The sequence below is a fragment of the Pandoraea sp. genome (assembly GCF_041919235.1).
Classification (GTDB): domain Bacteria; phylum Pseudomonadota; class Gammaproteobacteria; order Burkholderiales; family Burkholderiaceae; genus Pandoraea.
In genome coordinates this window covers 137,111-155,962 of sequence record NZ_JAYRUC010000005.1, presented here as the reverse complement: position 1 = coordinate 155,962, position 18,852 = coordinate 137,111, and the positions used below count along the sequence as shown (strand labels likewise).

The window sequence follows — 18,852 nt, the reverse complement described above, 5'->3', positions numbered from 1 at the left end:
TCCCCTTACGCTTTGGCCCTTCGGTAAGCACCGTCACGTTGGGCCAGATCAAAGATCCACCGGGACGAAAAGCCGGGTGGTCGTTCTAGAGTTCGGCTAGGCCTCGATGGCGTTTAGAACGCCTAAATCGGGCGCCGAAAACTTAGAGTTGCGAAGCTCCACCATCGACGATTATTTCGGTGCCGATGACATAAGCGGATTCGTCGCTGGCGAGATAAAGCGCCGCGTAGGCGATGTCCTCTGCCTTACCCATGTGACCTACCGGAATGGCTTTTGCCATTGCCTGCTTGCGCTCGAGAACAACCTCGTCAGACAACCCCCACTTGCTTATCAGGGGCGTATCCATCGCGCCTGGAGCGATGGCATTGAATCGGATTTTTCGGTCGAGAAACTCGTAGGACCAACTGCGGGCAAGCGAGCGCACGGCTGCCTTTGCGGCCGCCGTCAACGAAATGCCGTGCTTTCCGGTTTGATCGACGAACGATGTGTTGAGAATGACTGATGCGCCCTCTCGCAAGTCCGTCAGTACCGCTTGAAGCGTGACCACTACACCCTTGACGTTGATGTCCATGATCTCGCTATAGAGTTCGTCGTCGATTTCGTTGAGTGCAGACGGGAAAGCCCACCCGGCGTTGGCAAACACGACATCCAGGCCACCGAACCTCTCTTTTATCTTTGCGGCAATCGCCCGCATGTCTTCGATCGAACGTACGTCGCCCTTGAGGACGAGCGCATTCTCACCAAGCTCGGCCTTGACACGCTCAAACACGGTTTCATCGCGGCCCGTTACCGCCACGTGAGCGCCTTCTGCAATGAAGAGCTTGGCGGTGGCAAGACCAATGCCGCTCGTGCCACCCGTGATCAAAACCGCTTTGTTCCTAAGCCTCATTTCCATGTTCCTTTCTCTGCTTCACCATCAACCGATCCAAGCGTCAAGTGCGACCGCGCTTGACCTAACTGGAAGTCGTTAGCAAATTATGGAACATCCAAGAAATGACTTAAAGGACTTATAACCCTCAAAATGCGCCATCAATATCGCATCAACGAGCAGCGCGTTTTCAGCGCTCACGCCACGACGAACCGGTTCTCTGCCTCGGTGTTCAAACATCTGTGTATCGGCGCCGTATTGCATACACGGATACACATGCTTTGGTCATGTACCGGCGTCACCCAGTAACGAGCCGTCCGCGTCTGTTCGCCACCTCACGAGACGGTCTCGTAAAGCAGACCGTAGCGCGCGCTTGTTCGTTTTATTCGCGCGAAGCCGAGTTCCCCCAAATGCATACCGGCGATCACAAGTCCCTCCGAACTGACCATGTCCAGAAGCCGCGATCGTGTATTGGCTGCCGAGGCAGGGTCTTGATCGAATGCAATCGATACGTCTGGCCGTTCAATCTGGATGTGAGGGAAATGAACAATATCCCCCCACACAAGCAGGCCCCGATCGCGAGATTCAAGAAGATATCCGGTGTGTCCATCTGTGTGCCCCGGTAGTGGCATCGCGCTGATACCGGGAAGCACTTCCCCCTCGTCGAAAGTACGGAGCTTGTCGCGGTAGCCGTCAAACACTTGGCGCGCTATCAGGAAGTTATTGCGGGCACGCTCGCTGGCACGACTTAGATTTCCGTCGTCCTGCCAAAATTCGACCTCTCGACGATGAGTAACAAGCTCCGCATTCGGAAAAGCAATTTGTCCGGCCGCGTCCACTAGCCCGCCGACATGGTCGGGATGGGCGTGCGTGAGCAGGATGGTGTCAATCTCGGATGGTTCGACGCCAGCAAGCGACAAATTGCTTCTCAGAAGACCGCCCCATTGCTTGAAGCCCCCTGCCCCACCGTCGATGAGAACTGTGCGGCCCGCTCCGCGCACCACATAGCAGTTGATGTGCACGGCGTCAGGCTCCTTTTGACCTGCATCACTTTGTATTCTGGCGGCTTCCGACGGGTCGATATTCGAGAGGAAATCCAGGCTGGCGGCGAGGTAGCCGTCGCTGATTGCGGTGATCGTGAAATCCCCGACTCGCTGACTTGGAAAGTTCATGGTGGACACGATTCTTCTCCAGAAGACTTCCTAATTTCGGGCGTGAATGTTCGACGCGGCATAACCAAAGCAACGGATGCGCGCCGTGAGACCCGTGCAGCGCTCAATGGCTTCGTCCAGGCCCTTCATGAACGGGTTCATTACCGCAGGCGTGCGAAACGTCTCAACGCGATATTGGACTTCCGCGAAGACAGGATGTCCGTGCCCATGCCGAACTTCGACATAGATGACATGAACGTTCTCGAGTGCCGCTTCAAGGACGCTTGTACAGAGTTTGATGCAGTCGCGGGAAAGCTCGGCGAGCCGCGCATCAGACGGCATGCGCCCCCTAGGAATATAGATAGTGACATTGGGCATCGCGGACCTATTTTTCCTGTCCGGTCGAAACGATGCAGGCGCGTGTCAGTTGTTCCGTCATCGGTGCGTAGAGGTGAACACCTTCGGACATGCGCCCAACAAGGTGGGCGTTTCGCCGAGGTAGTTTTGCGAGCCAACGGCGTTCCGGAAACTTCTCCAGCGCAACGGCTTGCATGGCCAACGGTGTAAGGCCGATCTGGTTCAGCGGTTCGGGGCCGTTCGCACAAAGTACGAGGAGCTCGTCTGCATTCACCGCAGGCGCAAAGCCGATGTCGCTGTAGAGATTCCGGTGCCAGTCGGTGATGTGTTGCTGCCACCTTGCAAAATTGCCACCGCCTTTCTGCCGATATTCTTCTCCCGTCAGAACATCGAGACCCTCGATCGTGTGGACGGCAAGGTAGACCGGGCAATCATCGCTTAACGACTTGAAGCGCTGCGACGTGTGAAAGCCGGTGACCGAGATGAGGGCGGGCAGTTTCTCAAGGCTATAGAAGTCGTTCCATTCGGCTTCGCTGCTGGGATCGGCGAAGCTGCATTCCACGGTGTAGATCATCAGATTATCCTTCGTGGCGCGTCAGCAGATTGCTGCAAACGAGCCATGTTCATTGCAGTAACGTAATGCTAAGCTGAGATTTTCGGCGTATATAGCGATATAAAGTCAGCCTTCAGTGATATTCACTCAAGCTGACGGCGAACGCATATCAATTGGCGAGACCCCATGCGACGTAGGATCCCAAGCAATTCCGCGCTCCAGGCTTTTGAGGCCGCGGCTCGACACGGCAGTTTCGCCCGCGCGGCCGAGGAGCTGGCGCTGACCGAGGGTGCGGTCAGTCGTCAGATCGGTCGGCTGGAGGCATTTTTGGGTGTCGCGCTGTTCGAGCGCGTTGGAAATCGCGTACGGCTCGCTCCCAGCGGCACGCGATACGCGGTGCAGGTTCGCGAGATTCTGGATCGCCTGGAACGGGACAGCCTATATCTGATGGGGCAGCCCATCGAAGGCGCCAGCATTGATATCGCCGCGATTCCGACCTTCGCCACCCGTTGGCTTATCCCTCGGCTGAAACGCTTTCAAGATGAGCATCCGAACATCACCGTGCATATTGCCGAACGCATGGAACCGTTCATCCTCGCGGGTAGCGGTTTTGATGCAGCAATTCATTTTGAGCATCCGGCATGGGCGGGTATGCATGTGCATCGCCTGCTGGAGGAGGTGCTTGTGCCCGTCTGTAGCCCCGCGCTCCTCTCAGGTGCCAATGCGAACATATCGCTGGATGAACTCCCACGCCTTCACAGGCGCCAAAATCCGGACGCGTGGCAGCTTTATGCACAAGAGGTCGGCATCGTGCTGAGCAATTCGGCGGTTGGGGCACGTTACGATCTCCATTCCATGCTGATCGAGGCCGCGCTGGCGGGCTTGGGCGTTGCATTGGTGCCGCGTCTTTACATCGGCGCGGAGCTTGAACAAGGCCGTTTGGTAACGCCTTGGCCGGACGGCAAAGCGATCACCAAAAACTTCTGCCTGGTTCTTCCCGAACCCATCGAGTTGAGCGAAGGCCCCCTACAGGCATTTGCGAGATGGATACTTCACGAAGCCCGGGGTTCAGCGCTTTAAAACGGCGGCTGACGCTCATCACAAAACAGCGATCGCGCAGCGTTGCCATCGTCACGCAATCGCCTCGCTTCGAACTGAGCGTCGCGAGTCGACGAACGGCCGTTGTAGTTTGGAAAGCGCCCGTAAATGTCGCGCTGGGTTGAAGGGCCGCAATGGGTTGAATCCACAGTCCGTAGCGGTCTCTGGCGCATGACCGTTTGCGGCCACAACATGAAACATTCGACGGCCGCGACCCGATTGGCAACAATCGTTGGCATATGGATGCGGCCGAACGTCAGTTCAAGTCATTGGCCACTATTGCTGCGCGAGCATCAGGTTCAGGTTCTGAACCGCAGCGCCGGATGCGCCCTTGCCAAGATTATCGAAAACGGCGGACAGCAGGACATGCCCGTGTTCCATGTTAGGAAATACGCTTAAGCGCATGTCGTTCGTACCGTTCAGCACTTGCGGATCGAGGTGCTTTAAGACGCACGATTCGTGCAGCGGCAGGACACGTACGTGCGCAGCCTCGGCATAGTGGCGTGCGAGGCACGCGTGTAACGTGGTGCCATCCACATCGGGTGCCAGCAGCCGCAACTCCAACGGCACGGTCAGCACGATGCCCTGCCGGAACGCACCATACGCAGGGACGAAGATAGGACGTTGCACAAGCCCAGAGTGCTGCTGGATCTCCGGGGTGTGCTTGTGCGCTAGTTCCAGACCATATACCTGGTATGAAGGCGCGTTGACGGCACGCTGCCCCTCATGCTCCTCCACGCCGGCACGTCCGCGTCCGGAGTAGCCGGACACCGCATGAATGCTGACAGGGTAGTTGCCTGGTATTAGCCCGGCCTCCACCAAGGGACGCAGCAAGCCAATTGCACCGGTCGGATAGCAGCCGGGATTGGTAACCCGACGTGCGTTCGCAATGCGCTCAGCCTGTCCCGGCGTCATTTCCGGAAAGCCGTATGTCCAGTCCGGGCGTGTACGGTGGGCGGAACTCGCGTCGATTACTCGGACGGCAGGATTAACAATGGCGTCCACTGCCTCGCGCGCGGCGGCATCAGGCAAACAGAGGATGGCGATGTCGCAGGCGTTGATGGCTTCTGCGCGACGCCGCGGATCTTTGCGTTCCGCAGCGGCAAGCGTGGACAGTCTAAGGTCGGTCCGGTTGCGCAGCCGTTCGTGGATTTGCAACCCGGTGGTGCCTTGGTCGCCGTCGATGAAAACAATGGGAGCGCTCATGCGTGGAATACTCCGGTGACTAGGTTGTGATAAGTAGCGCGAACCCCGATGTTCCACGGACGGCTAGAATAGAGAAAGTTGAATTTCATAACGTGAACATTCATTTTTTCTGAATCTGGACGCCTACATGCGAGAAATCAGCCTGGACCGCTTGCGCACTCTGGTCGCCATTACCGACCGTGGCTCATTTGCCGATGCGGCGCGCGCATTGCACTTGGCGCCGCCAACGGTCAGCCTCCACATCGCGGAACTCGAAGAGCGCATCGGCGCTCCGCTCCTGTCACGCAAGCGCGGACATGTAAGGCCGTCGGCGATAGGAGAGGTGCTGGTGGAGCGCGCGCGTCGACTGCTGGCCGATGCGGAGCAGGCGTTGGACGATATTCAGCGCCAAGTGCAGGGACTCGAAGGGCGCGCGCGAATCGGTGCGTCGACGGGCGCGATTGCGCACCTGTTGCCACAGGCGCTTGAGGTGCTGCGCCAGCACCATCCCGCTATCGACATTCAGGTTGCAGTACTCACTTCACATGAAACGCTGTCCCGACTGGCGGATGGAACGCTGGATGTTGGGCTGGTCGCACTGCCTCAGCCCCCGGTGGCTGGACTCGTGATAAAGCCTTGGCGCCGCGACCCCGTGATGGCCTTTGTGCCGGCGCATTGGCGGTGCCCTGCCCGCGTCACGCCTGAATGGCTCGCTGCACAACCGCTCATTCTCAATGACGCGACCACGCGTCTGTCGCGTCTGACTGCGGAGTGGTTCGCGACCGGGGGATACCATCCAGCGCCGCGCATTCAGCTCAACTACAACGACGCGATCAAGAGTCTGGTAGCGGCAGGTTACGGCGCAGCGCTGTTGCCCCATGAGGCCACTACGCCCGTACCCGACAGGCGCATAGTCATGCGTCCACTGCGCCCGGCGTTGTGGCGCCGGCTCGGCATTGCACATCGTGCGGGGTACGTTGAGCGTTCCACGCAACACGTACTTGATGTGTTGTGGGATCTGCGATTGGCGTAGGCGTAGGCGTCGCCATTTGCCGCTTCGGGTTCGTTCTCGATGCAACAGTGGCCGAATCGTACGCCACGACGAACGAATGGCCGGTGATGGCGGTTGCCATAGGAAGGTCTTGGTCGCCTGATGCAACGAACCCGCCCGCACGTTTTGCGGGGGGGGCAAGCTCATGACGCAATCCGGTCCAGCTCGGACAAGCTTTCCGGCGAGAGCTTAAGCCGCGCGGCGGCCAGGTTCTCGCGCAGGTGGGTGACCGACGACGTGCCGGGGATCAACAAGATGTTGGGCGAGCGGTACAGCAGCCAGGCCAGCGCGGCTTGCATTGGCGTGACCCCGAGTCGGCTCGCAACGTTGGACAGGGTAGACGACTGTAGCGGCGAGAACCCGCCGAGCGGAAAGAACGGCACATAGGCGATTCCTTCGCGAGCAAGCTCGTCGATCAGCGCGTCGTCGTTCCGATGGGCCAAATTGTAGTAGTTCTGAACGCAGACGATTTCGCACATACTGCGTCCTTCATCGATCTGTGTCGGCGTAACGTTGCTCAACCCGATGTGACGCACCAAGCCTCGCTGCTGAAGCTCCGCCAAGACGTTGAGCTGCGCCTCGATCGAGCCCTCGGTCGGTTGATGCACGTCGAACATGCATCGCAGATTGACGCCATCGAGCACATCCACGCCCAGATTACGCAGATTGTCGTGAATCGCTTGGGTCAATTCCCTGGGCGAGAAGGCCGGGATCCATGATCCATCGTCGCCGCGCCGCGCGCCAACCTTGGTGACGATGACCAGGTCGTCAGGAAAGGGATGCAACGCCTCGCGGATAAGTTGGTTGGTTATATGCGGGCCGTAGAAATCGCTGGTATCAATATGGTTCACTTCGTTCGCAACGGCCTCGCGCAGGACGGCCAACGCCCCATCATGATCCTTTGGCGGGCCGAATACGCCGGGGCCCGCGAGTTGCATGGCACCATAGCCGAGGCGATTCACGGTGTGGCTTCCGAGCTTATAGGTCTCGGATTTGTCGATGTTCGACATGATTGAATCTCCTGTTGGGTTTGCTTGAGTCATGCTAATCGTGGACCGCTTGTTCTACAATTGCCTGCAATCGGTACAGGCTGTGCAATTTTGAGAACAATGGAAATCGACCTGAATGATTTGAACGCCTTCCTGGCGGTGGCGAACGCCAAGGGTTTTCGCGACGGCGCACGGGCGAGTGGCGGCAGCGCTTCCGGGCTCAGCGAGGCGGTACGTCGGTTGGAAACTCAGCTCGGTGTCAGGCTATTCCATCGCACTACGCGCAGCGTGGTCCCTACCGAGGCGGGGCAACGCTTGCTCGAACGGCTCCGACCCGCCTTGAACGAGGTGCATGCCGCGCTCGATGTCGTCGATGGCTTTCGCAGTCGGCCGGCGGGCACGTTAAGGATCAATGCCCCAGTCAGTGCCGCACGCCTGGTGCTGCCGGCGATCGTACCGCCCTTCCTCGCCGCCTATCCCGAGATCCGATTGGAAGTGATCGCCGACGACAGCTTTGTCGATATTGTTGCGGCGGGGTGTGACGCTGGGATCCGCTACGACGAGCGGCTGGAAAAAGATATGATCGCGGTGCCGATCGGGCCGCGCGTCCAGCGGTTCGCGACCGCTGCATCTCCCGACTACCTCGATCGTTTCGGCCGTCCGCAGCACCCGCGTGACCTGCTCAGCCACGTTTGCCTTCGAGGCCGCTTCAGCAGTGGCGCAATGCCGCCCTGGGCGTTTGAGCGCGAAGGCAAGGCGGTACAGATCGATCCCTCCGGTCCGCTCGTCGTGCAGGTTGGCGCGGCAGCCGACCTCGCGATCGACGCCGCCATCGCCGGTACCGGCATCGTTTACCTTTTTGAGGACTGGCTGCGACCGCATCTCGACAGTGGTCGCCTTGAGCCAGTTCTCGAACCCTGGTGGCAGCGCTTCTCGGGTCCTTTTCTCTACTATTCCGGCCGGCGACTCCTGCCCGCACCGCTGCGCGCCTTCGTCGACTTCGTCAAATCGTCGGCGGACCAACGCTGACAACTCTCTGACGCACCTGGATTCTCTGGTCACTCAGCCGAATCAAACGCGCTCAGTTTCACCACTGTGTGTAGTGGCTCGCCATGCTGACCAGGCAAATGCTTGCCTGGGCCAGCGACTCACAATTTGATACCGGTCGGCATACGGCGTCTCAACTTGGTTCGCTGCCGCAGAGCACACAGGGCGGCGAACGGCGGGTGTGGGGCGGAAACGGCTCTCTGACGCTTGACCGTTCCGGCCCGGGAGAGACGATCGAGACAGCATGCGGGGCGCAAACCCGGTTGGCCTGACGACGTCAGCTTTTCAACAATCCGGACTGTGTTGATCTGGAAGTAGATCCGGTCAACGCGCACGATCTGAGCATTGTCTTTCAGGGGCAATCGCGAACGTACTGGAACGTTCCCGGCGCGGGGTGGGATAGCCCGTCTCCCCGCAAGTTTTTTGCTCCCAATTGTCCGTTGAACTACAAGAAGCCGTCGTTCAGCCGCCGTGACGGTCAGCGGCCGTAGTGGGTCGGGTTGCGACCGCCCGACGCGGCGCACACTCAATCTCCATTCGCTTTAAAGGAGATTGTCATGGAATCCGAGAATGTCGTGGTTGTCCACCGCGTGCCGTGGAACAAGGGCAAGCTCACCGGGCAGAAGCCGCCGTTAAAGCTCCGGGAAATCTGGGCGACCCGGACGAGACTTCAGATGGCGTCGAACCTTCGCGAGCTTGCGATGTTCAATCTCGCAATTGATAGCAAGCTCCGAGCGTGCGATCTTACGCGGTTGCAGGTCCAGGATGTCCGTCACGGCAGCCACGTGGCGTTCAGGGCGACTGTCATGCAGCAGAAGACCCAGCGGCCGGTGCAATTCGAGATCTCGGAACAGACCCGTGAGAGCCTCGATGCATGGATCGAAGCGCGGGGACTGAAGGCGGCGGATTTTCTGTTCCCGAGCCCGGTGCATACGTCACCGCATCTGTCGACGCGGCAATATGCTCGGCTGGTACATCGCTGGATTGCATCGATTGGCCTGGACGACACCGCATACGGTACCCATACGATGCGCCGCACGAAAGCTTCGCTGATCTATCGGCGGACAAAGAACCTTCGGGCGGTGCAGTTGCTGCTCGGACATTCCAAGTTGGAGAGTACGGTGCGCTATCTCGGCATTGAGGTCGACGATGCCCTTGAGATGGCGGAGCAGGCCGAGGTTTGACGGCGTCGCGGCCGGCGAGCGGTCGCTTGCCGGCCATAAACGGACTTCGACGAAGCACGTACGTCTGGCCGTTCTCCTCGGGCGTTGCGACGCTCAATCCGCGCCAGGCTGTGGGGAAAAATTGAAGTAATCGACTCCGGACACACCAGGCCGGTTTTGCGGGCCGGCCAAGTGCGAGTTAGTGGGTCTTCAAGAATGCGGCAATCAGTTCGGTAATCTCTTGCGGCGCATCCTCGAAGCTGTAATGGCCGACTCCGGCGAGTCGGTGAACCGGCGCCATTGGAAAGATCTCGCTGAACAGCGGAAGAAAGTGTTCAGCTGCCAGCGTCCGATCGGCCTCCCCCCAGATGGCAAGCGCAGGCTTTGAACGGATCGCGTCGAGTGCTAGCGCGTCTGGCACTTCGAAACGATGTGCCCCGATCGCGAAGCCCTTTGCCCAGCCAATCGCGCCGACACTGTCGGTCGGCAGAGCGAAGCGCGAGCCGTAGGCGCGCAGCCACGTATCGTTAATACGCGCGTGGTTTTCGAAGCCGTTAAGCTTCAAGACGCTCAGGATATTGAAGCCGAGTTCGTCCAGCACGGGTTCGAGACGGCCTTGCGAATCGGAGCGGAGAATCCACTGGAACCATGGCGAGACTGCGGCATTCGCATTCAGCCGGTCGAATAACGTGCTTTGACCAAACGGCGTCGGGCCGTTCGTGCTGACGACTCGGCGAATGCGGCCCGGATGCCGTGCGGCGAGTCCCATGCCAACGGGGCCGCCGAAGTCGTGCATGACGAGAGTGATGTCGTCTAAATCCAGCGCAAGCACGAGCTTTTCAAGGTTGTCGATATGATCCTGTAGCCAGTACGTGCGATGTTCCGGCGTCTCGCTCTTGCCGAATCCCATGTGGTCGGGCGCGATCACGCGGTAGTCGCCCGCGAGCGCCTTGATCAGATCACGAAACAGGTAGCCCCACGTCGGTTCCCCGTGAATGCACAGGACGACTGCGCCGTCGGCAGGCCCTTCGTCAACGTAATGCATGCGAAAGCCGGCAACATCGCTGAAGCGCGGCGAAAACGGAAACGTTCCGGCAAACGTGTCATTGGATGGTGTCATATTGGGGGTCTCTTGACGAACGGACCGGCGGGAAATCCGCGCGGTCGAAAGAGGTTAAACTTTGACATCGCTGTCAAGGTCAAGCGTTTCTTTCGGGGGATGTCATGCGTATCGGAGAACTGGCTCGCCGCACCGGCGTCAGTGAGCGGATGCTGCGGTATTACGAGAACGAAGGCCTCCTCAATCCGAAGCGGACCGATTCGGGCTACCGCGATTACGGTTCCGACGAAGTAGACGCCGCGCAGCGCATCCGCATGCTCACCGCGGCAGGTTTGAAGATCAGCAGTATCCGGCTGTTGCTGCCTTGTGTACTCGGTGAGAAACCGGTGTTTCATCCATGCGTAGAGGCGCGCGCGTTGCTGCGCGGTGAAGTCGAAAAGCTCGACATTCGGCTGCGCGAACTCAGTGAAACGCGAGAAGTCGTTGCGAGACTGCTCAATGCGGTCGATACCAACGAGATATTGGCGCTCTAACAGTTGCGAGGGTTTGAGTATTGATACACCGCCGCTGGGCAAGGTCGATCAAGTTGACGTGTTTCGATCGAGGGTGGAAGCAGATGCTTCGGGTCACCGGCCAGAAAATGTCTCCACGAACGACCGTAATCGAGCGTGGTAGAGACGCTCACAAATAACCGTCCGACGGCGGAGAAGGGGCCTGGTAGCCGACGCACAATCGGCGCTGCGTGAAGCTGCCGCACGAGGAAGACCGGGTTGTGTCGTCAACGTAAGCTCGCACGCCGGCGTCCGGCCTAAGGGGGCGTCCATTCCTTACGCGGCGACCAAGGCGGCGTTAAACCACGTGACCCGCTTGCTCGCGCTTTCGCTTGCGACAGACATCCGTGTGAACGCCGTCGCGCCCGGACTGGTCAATACGCCACTCACCGCGGAGTGGACTCAGGCGCAACAACTATGGAAAGAACGTTCGCCTATGCGACGGGCCGCTAGCCCCGAGGACATTGCTCAAGCAGTTTCTTTATTGGTTGCTTCGGATTACCTGACGGGGGAGATTCTGCTCTCGGACGGAGGATTGAATCTCACATAGCCAAGTCCGGCAACCCACCAACTGCCTACCGCGCAAGTTGTTCGTCCACAAAGCGACGACCTGAGCCGAACGCGATCGGATCGGTGCGTCGACGCTGTGTCAAAACGTGCGACTTAGACATCGCGCACGAGAGTCGCCCCATCAGAACGCTCTGCATTGGCAAAACCGCATCGTTGAACGACCGCTTCGGAGAGTTTCGAGGACCGTTAAGGTGTGTGGACTCAACCGGTCTCTGGCGCATGTCTTTTTCCAGCCAACAAGGGGCATTTCCAGCACGCAAACCGACGGCCGCTTGCGGGCTGGAAGCTGACACACGTTCATGCCGAAAATCGCGATCGGCCGGCCACGTGACGCCTGCCTCCATTGCTACCCATTGCGTTGCTCTGCGAAATTACTTGGTCGTTTTGCGCGACTTTGACGACGTCACGTCGTGCGCGATCTCGGAGAGTCGCTTTTCGCCAAGCAATTGAAGCAACGTTATTTCCGCTGAACCCAACGCCTCGTTGATGTGGCGATTTACCGCCGCTTCCACCGGACAAGCGCGATTGTCGTCAGCCAGGCCGATCACAAACGGCGCGGCATGCCCGATGGCCCGGTAGACATCGCTCACCGTAAGATCATTGAGATCACAGGCGAGCACCCAGCCTCCGCCTGGTCCACCCGTCGACTTGACATACCCCGACTCGCGCAGCGCAGCCATCGTTCGGCGAACAACGACGGGGTTCGTGTGCAGCATCAGCGCAATCGTCTCTGAGGTGGTCGCGCCTCCGCGAAGATGCATGTGGATCAGGATGTGCAGAAGTCGAGCCAGTCGGGTATCGCGTTGCATAATCGGAAGCATTGGTAATGCGCAACTTTTAATGTTACGCTATCTCGGAATTCTTGTGTGCAACCGTCTCTGCCAGTGCAACCATGACCGCATACCGTCAAACCTTTATTGAAGCGAACGGAATTCGCCTGCACGTCGCTGAACAGGGCGACGGCCCGTTGGTGCTCCTTTGTCACGGCTTTCCTGAGACCTCGCACGCCTGGCGCCATCAACTGGCGGCACTTGCGCACGCCGGCTTCCGCGCAATGGCACCGGATCTGCGTGGCTACGGATCAAGCGAATGTCCAACGGCAATCGGACAGTACACAACATTGGACGTTGTCGGTGACCTGGTGGCGCTCGTCGACATCCTCGGCGAACGCAACGCAGTTGTGGTGGGAAACGATTGGGGGGCAACCATTGCCTGGCAAGCCGCGTTGCTTCGGCCTGACCGCTTTCGCGCCGTCGCTGCGCTCGGGGTGCCAATGATGGGCCGCGCGCCGATGACGCCGAGTCGGCTTTTTCCCCAGAACGACCAAACGTGGTTCTACACGCATTACTTTTCCGAACCTGGATTGGCCGAAACCGAACTTGAACGTGACGTTGCCACCACATTGCGCAAGATCTATTTTTCCGCATCGGGCGACGTCGGAGTCCGCGACGCGAATACACCCAATCCATTCGGACTCATGCCGCGAAGTGGTGGGCTCCTCGACGCTCTGATTGACCCACCTTCGTTGCCCGCGTGGCTCGCACCCGCCGACTTCGACACGTTTGTGCAAGCATTCAGCCTCTCTGGCTTTCGCGGTGGACTGAATTACTACCGCAACCTCGACCGCAATTGGGAAGTGCAATCGGCTTTTGAGGGCCTGCGCGTCGAGGTCCCTGCCCTATACCTTGTCGGCGAGCGAGACACAGGTCTGGCAATGCCAGGCATGCGCGAAATTGTCGCCGGCATGCCCCAGATCGTGCCCAAGCTGTCGACCTCTCGCGTCGTTCCGCAAGCAGGGCATTGGCTGCAACAGGAAGCGCCGGATTTCGTCAACGCGGCATTGATTGAGTTTCTCCGCGCTCTTTGACTTACACCGGCACGATCTGACGGCTCAACTACGGAATCCCCCTCCGCATAGCCGACCCTATTCCCGGAGGATGCAAAATCTCCCGCGATCCGGGCCGGCATCGCCGATGCGACGGACATGCGCCGACCGTCACCGACATCGCCAGATTTTGCTTTGGCGGTTGCCCGGAAGCGCATGCGCACACGCTTGCGAGACACGCACTACAGAATGGTGTCCAACGCCTTCGTAAGCCTGCCCACCGCGCTTTCGACGTCATGCAGCTTGTCCAGGCCGAACAATCCGATGCGGAACGTCTTGAAATCTTCAGGCTCGTCGCATCGAAGCGGAACACCGGGCGCGATCTGCAAACCGACGTCTGAGAATTTCTTGCCCGAACGGATCCCGTCGTCATCCGTGTAGCTGACCACGACGCCCGGCGCCTGAAATCCTTCCGCAGCCACGCTTTTGAAGCCTCTCGCCTCCAATAGCGAGCGAACACGCCGCCCCAGCGCCAACTGCTCCGCTTGCACTTTGTCGAAGCCGTATGCCTGCGTTTCCTTCATGACATCACGCAATATCGCGAGACTGTCCGTCGGCATGGTGGCGTGGTACGCGAACCCGCCCTTCTCGTAAGCTTCCATGATCTGTAGCCACTGGCGAAGATCGCAAGCGAAACTGGTACTCGTGGTTGCGTCGATTCTCTCGCGGGCGAGCGCACTGAGCATCACCAGCGCGCAGCACGGCGATGCACTCCACCCCTTTTGCGGCGCGCTGATCAGAACATCGACGCCACAGGCCTGCATGTCGACCCAGACCGTACCGGACGCGATGCAATCCAGAACGAACATGCCGCCGACCGCGTGAACCGCGTCGGACACCGCGCGCAAATAGTCGTCGGGCAGCATCATTCCGGAGGCGGTCTCGACGTGCGGAGCAAAGACCAGATCCGGCTTGTTCTCCCTGATCGCCGCGACCACCTCTTCGATCGGTGCCGGCGCATAGGCCGCCTGCCTGCCTTCCGCCACGGGGCGCGCCTTCAATACCATCGATTCGGACGGAATGCCGCCCATGTCGAAAATCTGCGACCAGCGGAAACTGAACCAGCCATTGCGAATGACCAGACACTTCCTGTTCGTCGCGAACTGCCGGGCAACGGCTTCCATCCCGAATGTCCCGCTGCCCGGGACAACGATGGCCGACTCCGCGTGATAAACCTTTTTCAAGGCATCGGAAATATCGCGCATCACGCCCTGAAAGCGACGCGACATGTGATTGATGGATCGGTCGGTATAGACGACCGAATATTCGAGCAGCCCCTCAGGGTCGACATCGGGAAGTAGTCCTGGCACGTCCGCCTCCGATAATGGAAGAGTGAAGCATCTGAACCCGATTCTAACGAAATCCACCTGCGGCGGAGGGACGAGGCGAATTTATGTCTCTCGCCACAATGGCGAATCGCCAATGCCGCCCACGCGTTCATCGACCATCGACGCCCGGCGCCCGCCAGCGCTCGCCCGACGACAACTACGCCTTCACCGGTTCCTACGCCTGCGCCATCGTCTCGCGCAACACCTCGGCCAGCGCGATGACGCCCGCCTCGATACGCTCGATCCGTATCGACGAGAAACCCAGCCGGAACATGTTGCGCGGCGGCGCATCGCCCATGAAGAATACGTCGCCCGGCTCGATGAGAATGCCGCGCGCCTTCGCTCGCGCCGCCAGCACATTGGCGTTCAGCGTCTGCGGGCCTTGCACCCAGCACGACGCCCCGCCCTTCACCTGCACGAACGATACTTCCGGCAAATGCGCCGCAAGCGCCGCACTCAGCACCTCGGCACGCTTGGCGTAGGTGTCCGCAAGACGACGCAGCAAGGCGTCGTGATGACCCAGCGCAAGGAACATGGAGAACGAACGCTGAATGAACGCCGACGGATGGCGAATCATCAAGCGGCGCAACGCGCGCAGCTCCGCCACCAGTGCCGCCGGCGCGACGATATAGCCCAACCGCAGCCCCGGTGCAAACGACTTGGACAAGCTCCCGATGTAGATCACACGGTCGCTGCGATCCAAACTCTTCAACGCCGGTATCGGAATGTCCGAATAGCTGTTCTCGCTTTCGTAGTCGTCTTCGATAAGCACGAAGTCATCGGCCTCCGCGCGACGCAGCAATGCCTCGCGATGCGCCAGCGGCATCGTGGTCGTCGTCGGACACTGATGTGACGGCGTGACGTACACGTAATCGCATTGCGCCAGACGGTCGTCGACCGGCAAGCCCTGCGCGTCGACCGGCAGCCCAATCAACTTCGGCGTTCGTATCGCGAAGATGTTGCGCGCGTCCGGATACCCAGGGTCTTCAATCCCCACCGTCGTGCGTGCCCCGACAAGCAAATCCGCCAGCAGATACAGCGCCTGCTGTGCACCATTGGTGAGCACGATCTCATCGGCGTCCGCCCACACGCCGCGTCGCGGCAACACGCGCGTGCGGATCTGCTGGATCAGCGTCTCATCGTCTCGCGCAATCATGTCCGGCGCCCAGTCGCGAATCTCCATGACGGTGAGCGCCTTGTGGCAACACTCGCGCCAATCCGCCGTCGGAAACATCGTCGGATCGAACTGACCATAAATGAACGGATATTGATACTGCTGCCAGTCGATGGGCTTCACGATGTTGCGCTGCACCGACGGACGCACCACATAACGCCCTTCCCAGTCCGGCGTCAGCGGATCGAGCGGCGCGATGACACCCCCCACCGGCACCGGCACATCTCGCACCGGCGTGCCCTGCGACCCCACACGGGGCGCGAGGATGTCGCCATTGACGAAGTAGCCCCGCCGCTCACGCGCAATCAGATAGCCCTCGTCGACCAGTTGCTGATACGCCAGCACCACCGTGTTGCGTGCCACGCCAAGCCCCTCGGCCAATTCGCGCGACGATGGCACCGCGGCACCCCGCATCAGCCGCTCGTCCAGAATCGCCGACACCAACATCTGGCGAATCTGGCTCTGCAAACTGATGCCCGCCCGCGCCGACATCATGAACAACTGGTTCCACATCGCCGCAGAAATCCGGCTCGACATCGCGCCCCCCTCTCGACTGTTACTTCCAGAACGTCGATTATTACTCATGAGGCGGTCACGCCGATTCCGAATTGGGGTTTATCCGCAGACCCGCGAAATGCCAGCGAAACCCAGCATTCATGCGCCTTGCGAGCCGATTGGCGAATCGACTGGACCAGTTGGCATCATCAAATGCGCTCAACTGGCTCTAACGAACAAAAAAGTGGGGGGCAATGATGCAGTCACTTGGCGCCGATTCGTAACACCAGTTGCGTCAACCCCGCGTGTTCCACCGAAAACTCTCCGATTAGAGGTGAACCATGAAAGGACTTCCGAACCGCCTGCGACGGGTGTTCGCCGCCACCGCTCTGGCGGCAGCCGCACTTCCCGCTGCCCTGATGCTCAATTTGACGCTGCCCGCCACGGCACAGGCACAGGAGAAGGAGGTGACGATCGCGTACCAGCAGATTGTCGATCCCTGGCTGGTCGCCATTGCCGGCGGCGAGTTCGAGAAGGCCACCGGCTACAAGATTCATTGGCGTCAGTTCGAATCCGGCGCCAAGGTCGCGACGGCGCTCGCGTCGGGCGACATCAAGATCGGTGTGCTGGGTTCGAGCCCCATGGCCGCGGCGGTCTCGCAAGGGCTCGACCTGCAGTTGTTCTGGATTCTCGACGACATCAACCAGGCCGAAGCGATGGTCGTGCGCAATGCGTCGAACATCAAGACACCGGCCGATCTGAAGGGCAAGAAGATCGGGGTGCCGTTCGTCTCGACCACCCATTACCACACGATGTTCGCGCTGCAGCAGTGGGGCATCAAACCGACCGAGGTGACGGTGCTCAACATGCAGCCGAACCAGATCGTGGCGGCGTGGGAGCGCGGCGACATCGATGCGGCCTACGTGTGGGATCCGGCGCTCGCACAGATCAAGAAGAGCGGTCATGTCCTGATCACGTCCGGCGAGCTGTCGAAGCAGGGCAAACCCACGTTTGACGGCATCGCCGTCGACCGCAAATGGGGCGAGGCGAACGCCGACTTCATGGCGAAATTCGTCAAGGTGATCGCCGACGCCGACGCCGCGTATCGTCAGCACCCGACTGCCTGGACGCCCAACTCGCCCCAGGTCAAAGCCATCGTGAAGCAGATCGGCGGCAAGCCTGAAGACGTGCCCGGCGCGCTCTCGCTCTATGCCTTCCCGTCTGCCCAGCAGCAGGCATCGGCCGAATGGCTGGGCGGCGGCAAGGGCAGCCGCGCCGCCAAAGCCCTCAAGGACACGGCCGAGTTCCTCAAGGGTCAGCAGAAGATCGACGCCGTCAAGGCGGACTACACGCCGTACGTCACGTCGCGCTATGTCGACGCCGCACTCAAACTGAAGTAAGCCGTGCCGGGGCCGTCAGCCCGATTGGCTTCGGGCGCCACGGCCCCGCCCCGATCGTTGGATGGACAGGAGAAGGGCTTCATGGAACAACTCATCGTCAACGACGTCAGCGTCGTATATCCCGGCCGGCGTCCCGGCGAGCAGGTGCAGGCGCTCGCCCACGTCGATCTGACCATCGCACCCGGCGACTTCGTGGTGGCGCTGGGCGCCTCCGGTTGCGGCAAGACCACGCTGCTCAGTCTGATGGCGGGCTTCATCGCGCCCACCTCCGGCGAATTGCTGCTGGGCGACGCCCCCATCGAAGGCCCCGGCGCCGATCGCGGCGTGGTGTTCCAGAAGCATGCGCTGCTGCCATGGCTCAACGTGATGGAGAACACCGAGTTCGGGTTGAAGCTGCAAGGCGTGCCCAAGACGGAACGACGCGCCCGCGCAGCACGCAACCTCGCGCTCGTCGGCCTGCAGGACTTCCACCGTCACATGATTTATCAGCTCTCCGGCGGCATGCAGCAACGCGTCGGCATTGCCCGCGCGCTCACGTGCAATCCGTCGATGCTCCTCATGGACGAGCCGATGGCCGCGCTTGACGCGCTCACACGCGAAACCATTCAGGAACTGCTGCTCGACGTGTGGCGCGAGACCGGCAAGATGATTTTCTTCATCACGCACAGCGTCGAAGAGGCACTGTTTCTCGCCAGCCGCCTGATTGTGATGTCGCCACGCCCCGGCCGCATCACGCACACCTACGATCTCGACTTCAACAAGCGCTATCTCGAAAGCCGCGATGCGCGCGCCATCAAGTCGAGCCCCGATTTCATTGCCATGCGCGAGACCGTGCTCAGCATCATCTATGGCGACGAACGTGCTGGCCAGACCGCGACGTCTGACGCCAACGCGGTCGCCGCCTGATCGACGCAGGAGACGATGCCA

General features: G+C 60.1%; 18 protein-coding genes and 1 pseudogene. 9 read left to right on the top strand and 10 right to left on the bottom strand.

Translation table 11 applies throughout. The features are described from left to right. Positions 1-142 precede the first annotated feature (142 nt). From ACE3UG_RS05635 to ACE3UG_RS05620, 4 genes are all read right to left on the bottom strand, one after another. Positions 143-889 carry an SDR family oxidoreductase gene (locus ACE3UG_RS05635; protein ID WP_374621011.1) on the bottom strand — a complete coding sequence of 249 codons (747 nt, stop codon included), beginning with the start codon at positions 887-889 and terminating at the stop codon, positions 143-145. A gap of 314 nt (positions 890-1,203) precedes the next feature. Continuing rightward, complete coding sequence (locus tag ACE3UG_RS05630) at positions 1,204-2,040, bottom strand: MBL fold metallo-hydrolase (RefSeq protein ID WP_374621008.1); 837 nt, start codon at positions 2,038-2,040, stop codon at positions 1,204-1,206. Between the two features lie 30 nt (positions 2,041-2,070). Next, the gene (locus ACE3UG_RS05625; RefSeq protein ID WP_374620800.1) at positions 2,071-2,397 is read right to left on the bottom strand and encodes a 4-oxalocrotonate tautomerase family protein; all 327 of its coding nucleotides are present in this window, start codon (positions 2,395-2,397) and stop codon (positions 2,071-2,073) included. A 7-nt stretch (positions 2,398-2,404) separates the two neighbouring features. Continuing rightward, positions 2,405-2,950, bottom strand: coding sequence for a sugar ABC transporter (locus ACE3UG_RS05620; protein ID WP_374620799.1), 546 nt, complete (start codon positions 2,948-2,950; stop codon positions 2,405-2,407). A 165-nt stretch (positions 2,951-3,115) separates the two neighbouring features. Here ACE3UG_RS05620 and ACE3UG_RS05615 point away from each other — a divergent pair, with 165 nt between their 5' ends. Continuing rightward, positions 3,116-4,009, top strand: a complete 894-nt coding sequence (locus ACE3UG_RS05615; RefSeq protein WP_374620797.1) for a LysR substrate-binding domain-containing protein — start codon at positions 3,116-3,118, stop codon at positions 4,007-4,009. Positions 4,010-4,303: 294 nt separating this feature from the next. On the opposite strand, the gene argC is transcribed toward ACE3UG_RS05615, so the two are convergent. Then, a complete protein-coding gene (gene argC, locus ACE3UG_RS05610) occupies positions 4,304-5,233 on the bottom strand; it encodes an N-acetyl-gamma-glutamyl-phosphate reductase (protein WP_374620794.1) in 930 nt (309 codons plus the stop codon). A gap of 127 nt (positions 5,234-5,360) precedes the next feature. On the opposite strand from argC, the gene ACE3UG_RS05605 reads away from it, so the two are divergent. Further along, complete coding sequence (locus tag ACE3UG_RS05605) at positions 5,361-6,245, top strand: LysR family transcriptional regulator (RefSeq protein ID WP_374620792.1); 885 nt, start codon at positions 5,361-5,363, stop codon at positions 6,243-6,245. Positions 6,246-6,406: 161 nt separating this feature from the next. Here ACE3UG_RS05605 and ACE3UG_RS05600 read toward each other — a convergent pair whose 3' ends face one another. Continuing rightward, positions 6,407-7,273, bottom strand: a complete 867-nt coding sequence (locus ACE3UG_RS05600) for an aldo/keto reductase family oxidoreductase (protein WP_374620789.1) — start codon at positions 7,271-7,273, stop codon at positions 6,407-6,409. A gap of 99 nt (positions 7,274-7,372) precedes the next feature. On the opposite strand from ACE3UG_RS05600, the gene ACE3UG_RS05595 reads away from it, so the two are divergent. Both ACE3UG_RS05595 and ACE3UG_RS05590 read left to right on the top strand, forming a co-directional pair. Further along, positions 7,373-8,281: a LysR family transcriptional regulator gene (locus tag ACE3UG_RS05595; protein ID WP_374620787.1), complete on the top strand. Its 909-nt coding sequence runs from the start codon at positions 7,373-7,375 to the stop codon at positions 8,279-8,281. A 575-nt stretch (positions 8,282-8,856) separates the two neighbouring features. Next, the gene (locus ACE3UG_RS05590) at positions 8,857-9,483 is read left to right on the top strand and encodes a tyrosine-type recombinase/integrase (protein WP_374620784.1); all 627 of its coding nucleotides are present in this window, start codon (positions 8,857-8,859) and stop codon (positions 9,481-9,483) included. 178 nt (positions 9,484-9,661) lie between these two features. Here ACE3UG_RS05590 and ACE3UG_RS05585 read toward each other — a convergent pair whose 3' ends face one another. Then, positions 9,662-10,582, bottom strand: coding sequence for an alpha/beta fold hydrolase (locus tag ACE3UG_RS05585; RefSeq protein WP_374620783.1), 921 nt, complete (start codon positions 10,580-10,582; stop codon positions 9,662-9,664). A gap of 104 nt (positions 10,583-10,686) precedes the next feature. Between ACE3UG_RS05585 and ACE3UG_RS05580 the strand changes: the two genes are divergently transcribed. Further along, positions 10,687-11,055 (top strand): MerR family transcriptional regulator, encoded by a 369-nt coding sequence (locus tag ACE3UG_RS05580; protein ID WP_374620780.1) that lies wholly within the window; start codon positions 10,687-10,689, stop codon positions 11,053-11,055. Positions 11,056-11,236: 181 nt separating this feature from the next. Beyond that, positions 11,237-11,623, top strand: a pseudogene (locus ACE3UG_RS05575) (SDR family NAD(P)-dependent oxidoreductase); the annotation flags it as partial. Positions 11,624-12,014: 391 nt separating this feature from the next. Here ACE3UG_RS05575 and ACE3UG_RS05570 read toward each other — a convergent pair. After that, positions 12,015-12,452 (bottom strand): Rrf2 family transcriptional regulator, encoded by a 438-nt coding sequence (locus ACE3UG_RS05570; RefSeq protein ID WP_374620777.1) that lies wholly within the window; start codon positions 12,450-12,452, stop codon positions 12,015-12,017. An 83-nt stretch (positions 12,453-12,535) separates the two neighbouring features. Here ACE3UG_RS05570 and ACE3UG_RS05565 point away from each other — a divergent pair, with 83 nt between their 5' ends. Continuing rightward, positions 12,536-13,510, top strand: a complete 975-nt coding sequence (locus ACE3UG_RS05565) for an alpha/beta fold hydrolase (RefSeq protein ID WP_374620774.1) — start codon at positions 12,536-12,538, stop codon at positions 13,508-13,510. Positions 13,511-13,710: 200 nt separating this feature from the next. Here ACE3UG_RS05565 and ACE3UG_RS05560 read toward each other — a convergent pair whose 3' ends face one another. Both ACE3UG_RS05560 and ACE3UG_RS05555 read right to left on the bottom strand, forming a co-directional pair. Then, positions 13,711-14,838, bottom strand: coding sequence for an aminotransferase class V-fold PLP-dependent enzyme (locus ACE3UG_RS05560; protein WP_374620771.1), 1,128 nt, complete (start codon positions 14,836-14,838; stop codon positions 13,711-13,713). Between the two features lie 193 nt (positions 14,839-15,031). Beyond that, a complete protein-coding gene (locus ACE3UG_RS05555) occupies positions 15,032-16,567 on the bottom strand; it encodes a PLP-dependent aminotransferase family protein (protein ID WP_374620769.1) in 1,536 nt (511 codons plus the stop codon). A 299-nt stretch (positions 16,568-16,866) separates the two neighbouring features. On the opposite strand from ACE3UG_RS05555, the gene tauA reads away from it, so the two are divergent. Together tauA and ACE3UG_RS05545 are read left to right on the top strand one after the other, a co-directional pair. Then, positions 16,867-17,925 (top strand): taurine ABC transporter substrate-binding protein, encoded by a 1,059-nt coding sequence (gene tauA, locus ACE3UG_RS05550; protein WP_374620766.1) that lies wholly within the window; start codon positions 16,867-16,869, stop codon positions 17,923-17,925. 81 nt (positions 17,926-18,006) lie between these two features. Continuing rightward, on the top strand, positions 18,007-18,831 hold the full coding sequence (locus ACE3UG_RS05545; RefSeq protein ID WP_374620763.1) for a taurine ABC transporter ATP-binding protein: 825 nt from the start codon (positions 18,007-18,009) through the stop codon (positions 18,829-18,831). The last annotated feature ends 21 nt before the right edge of the window (positions 18,832-18,852 follow it).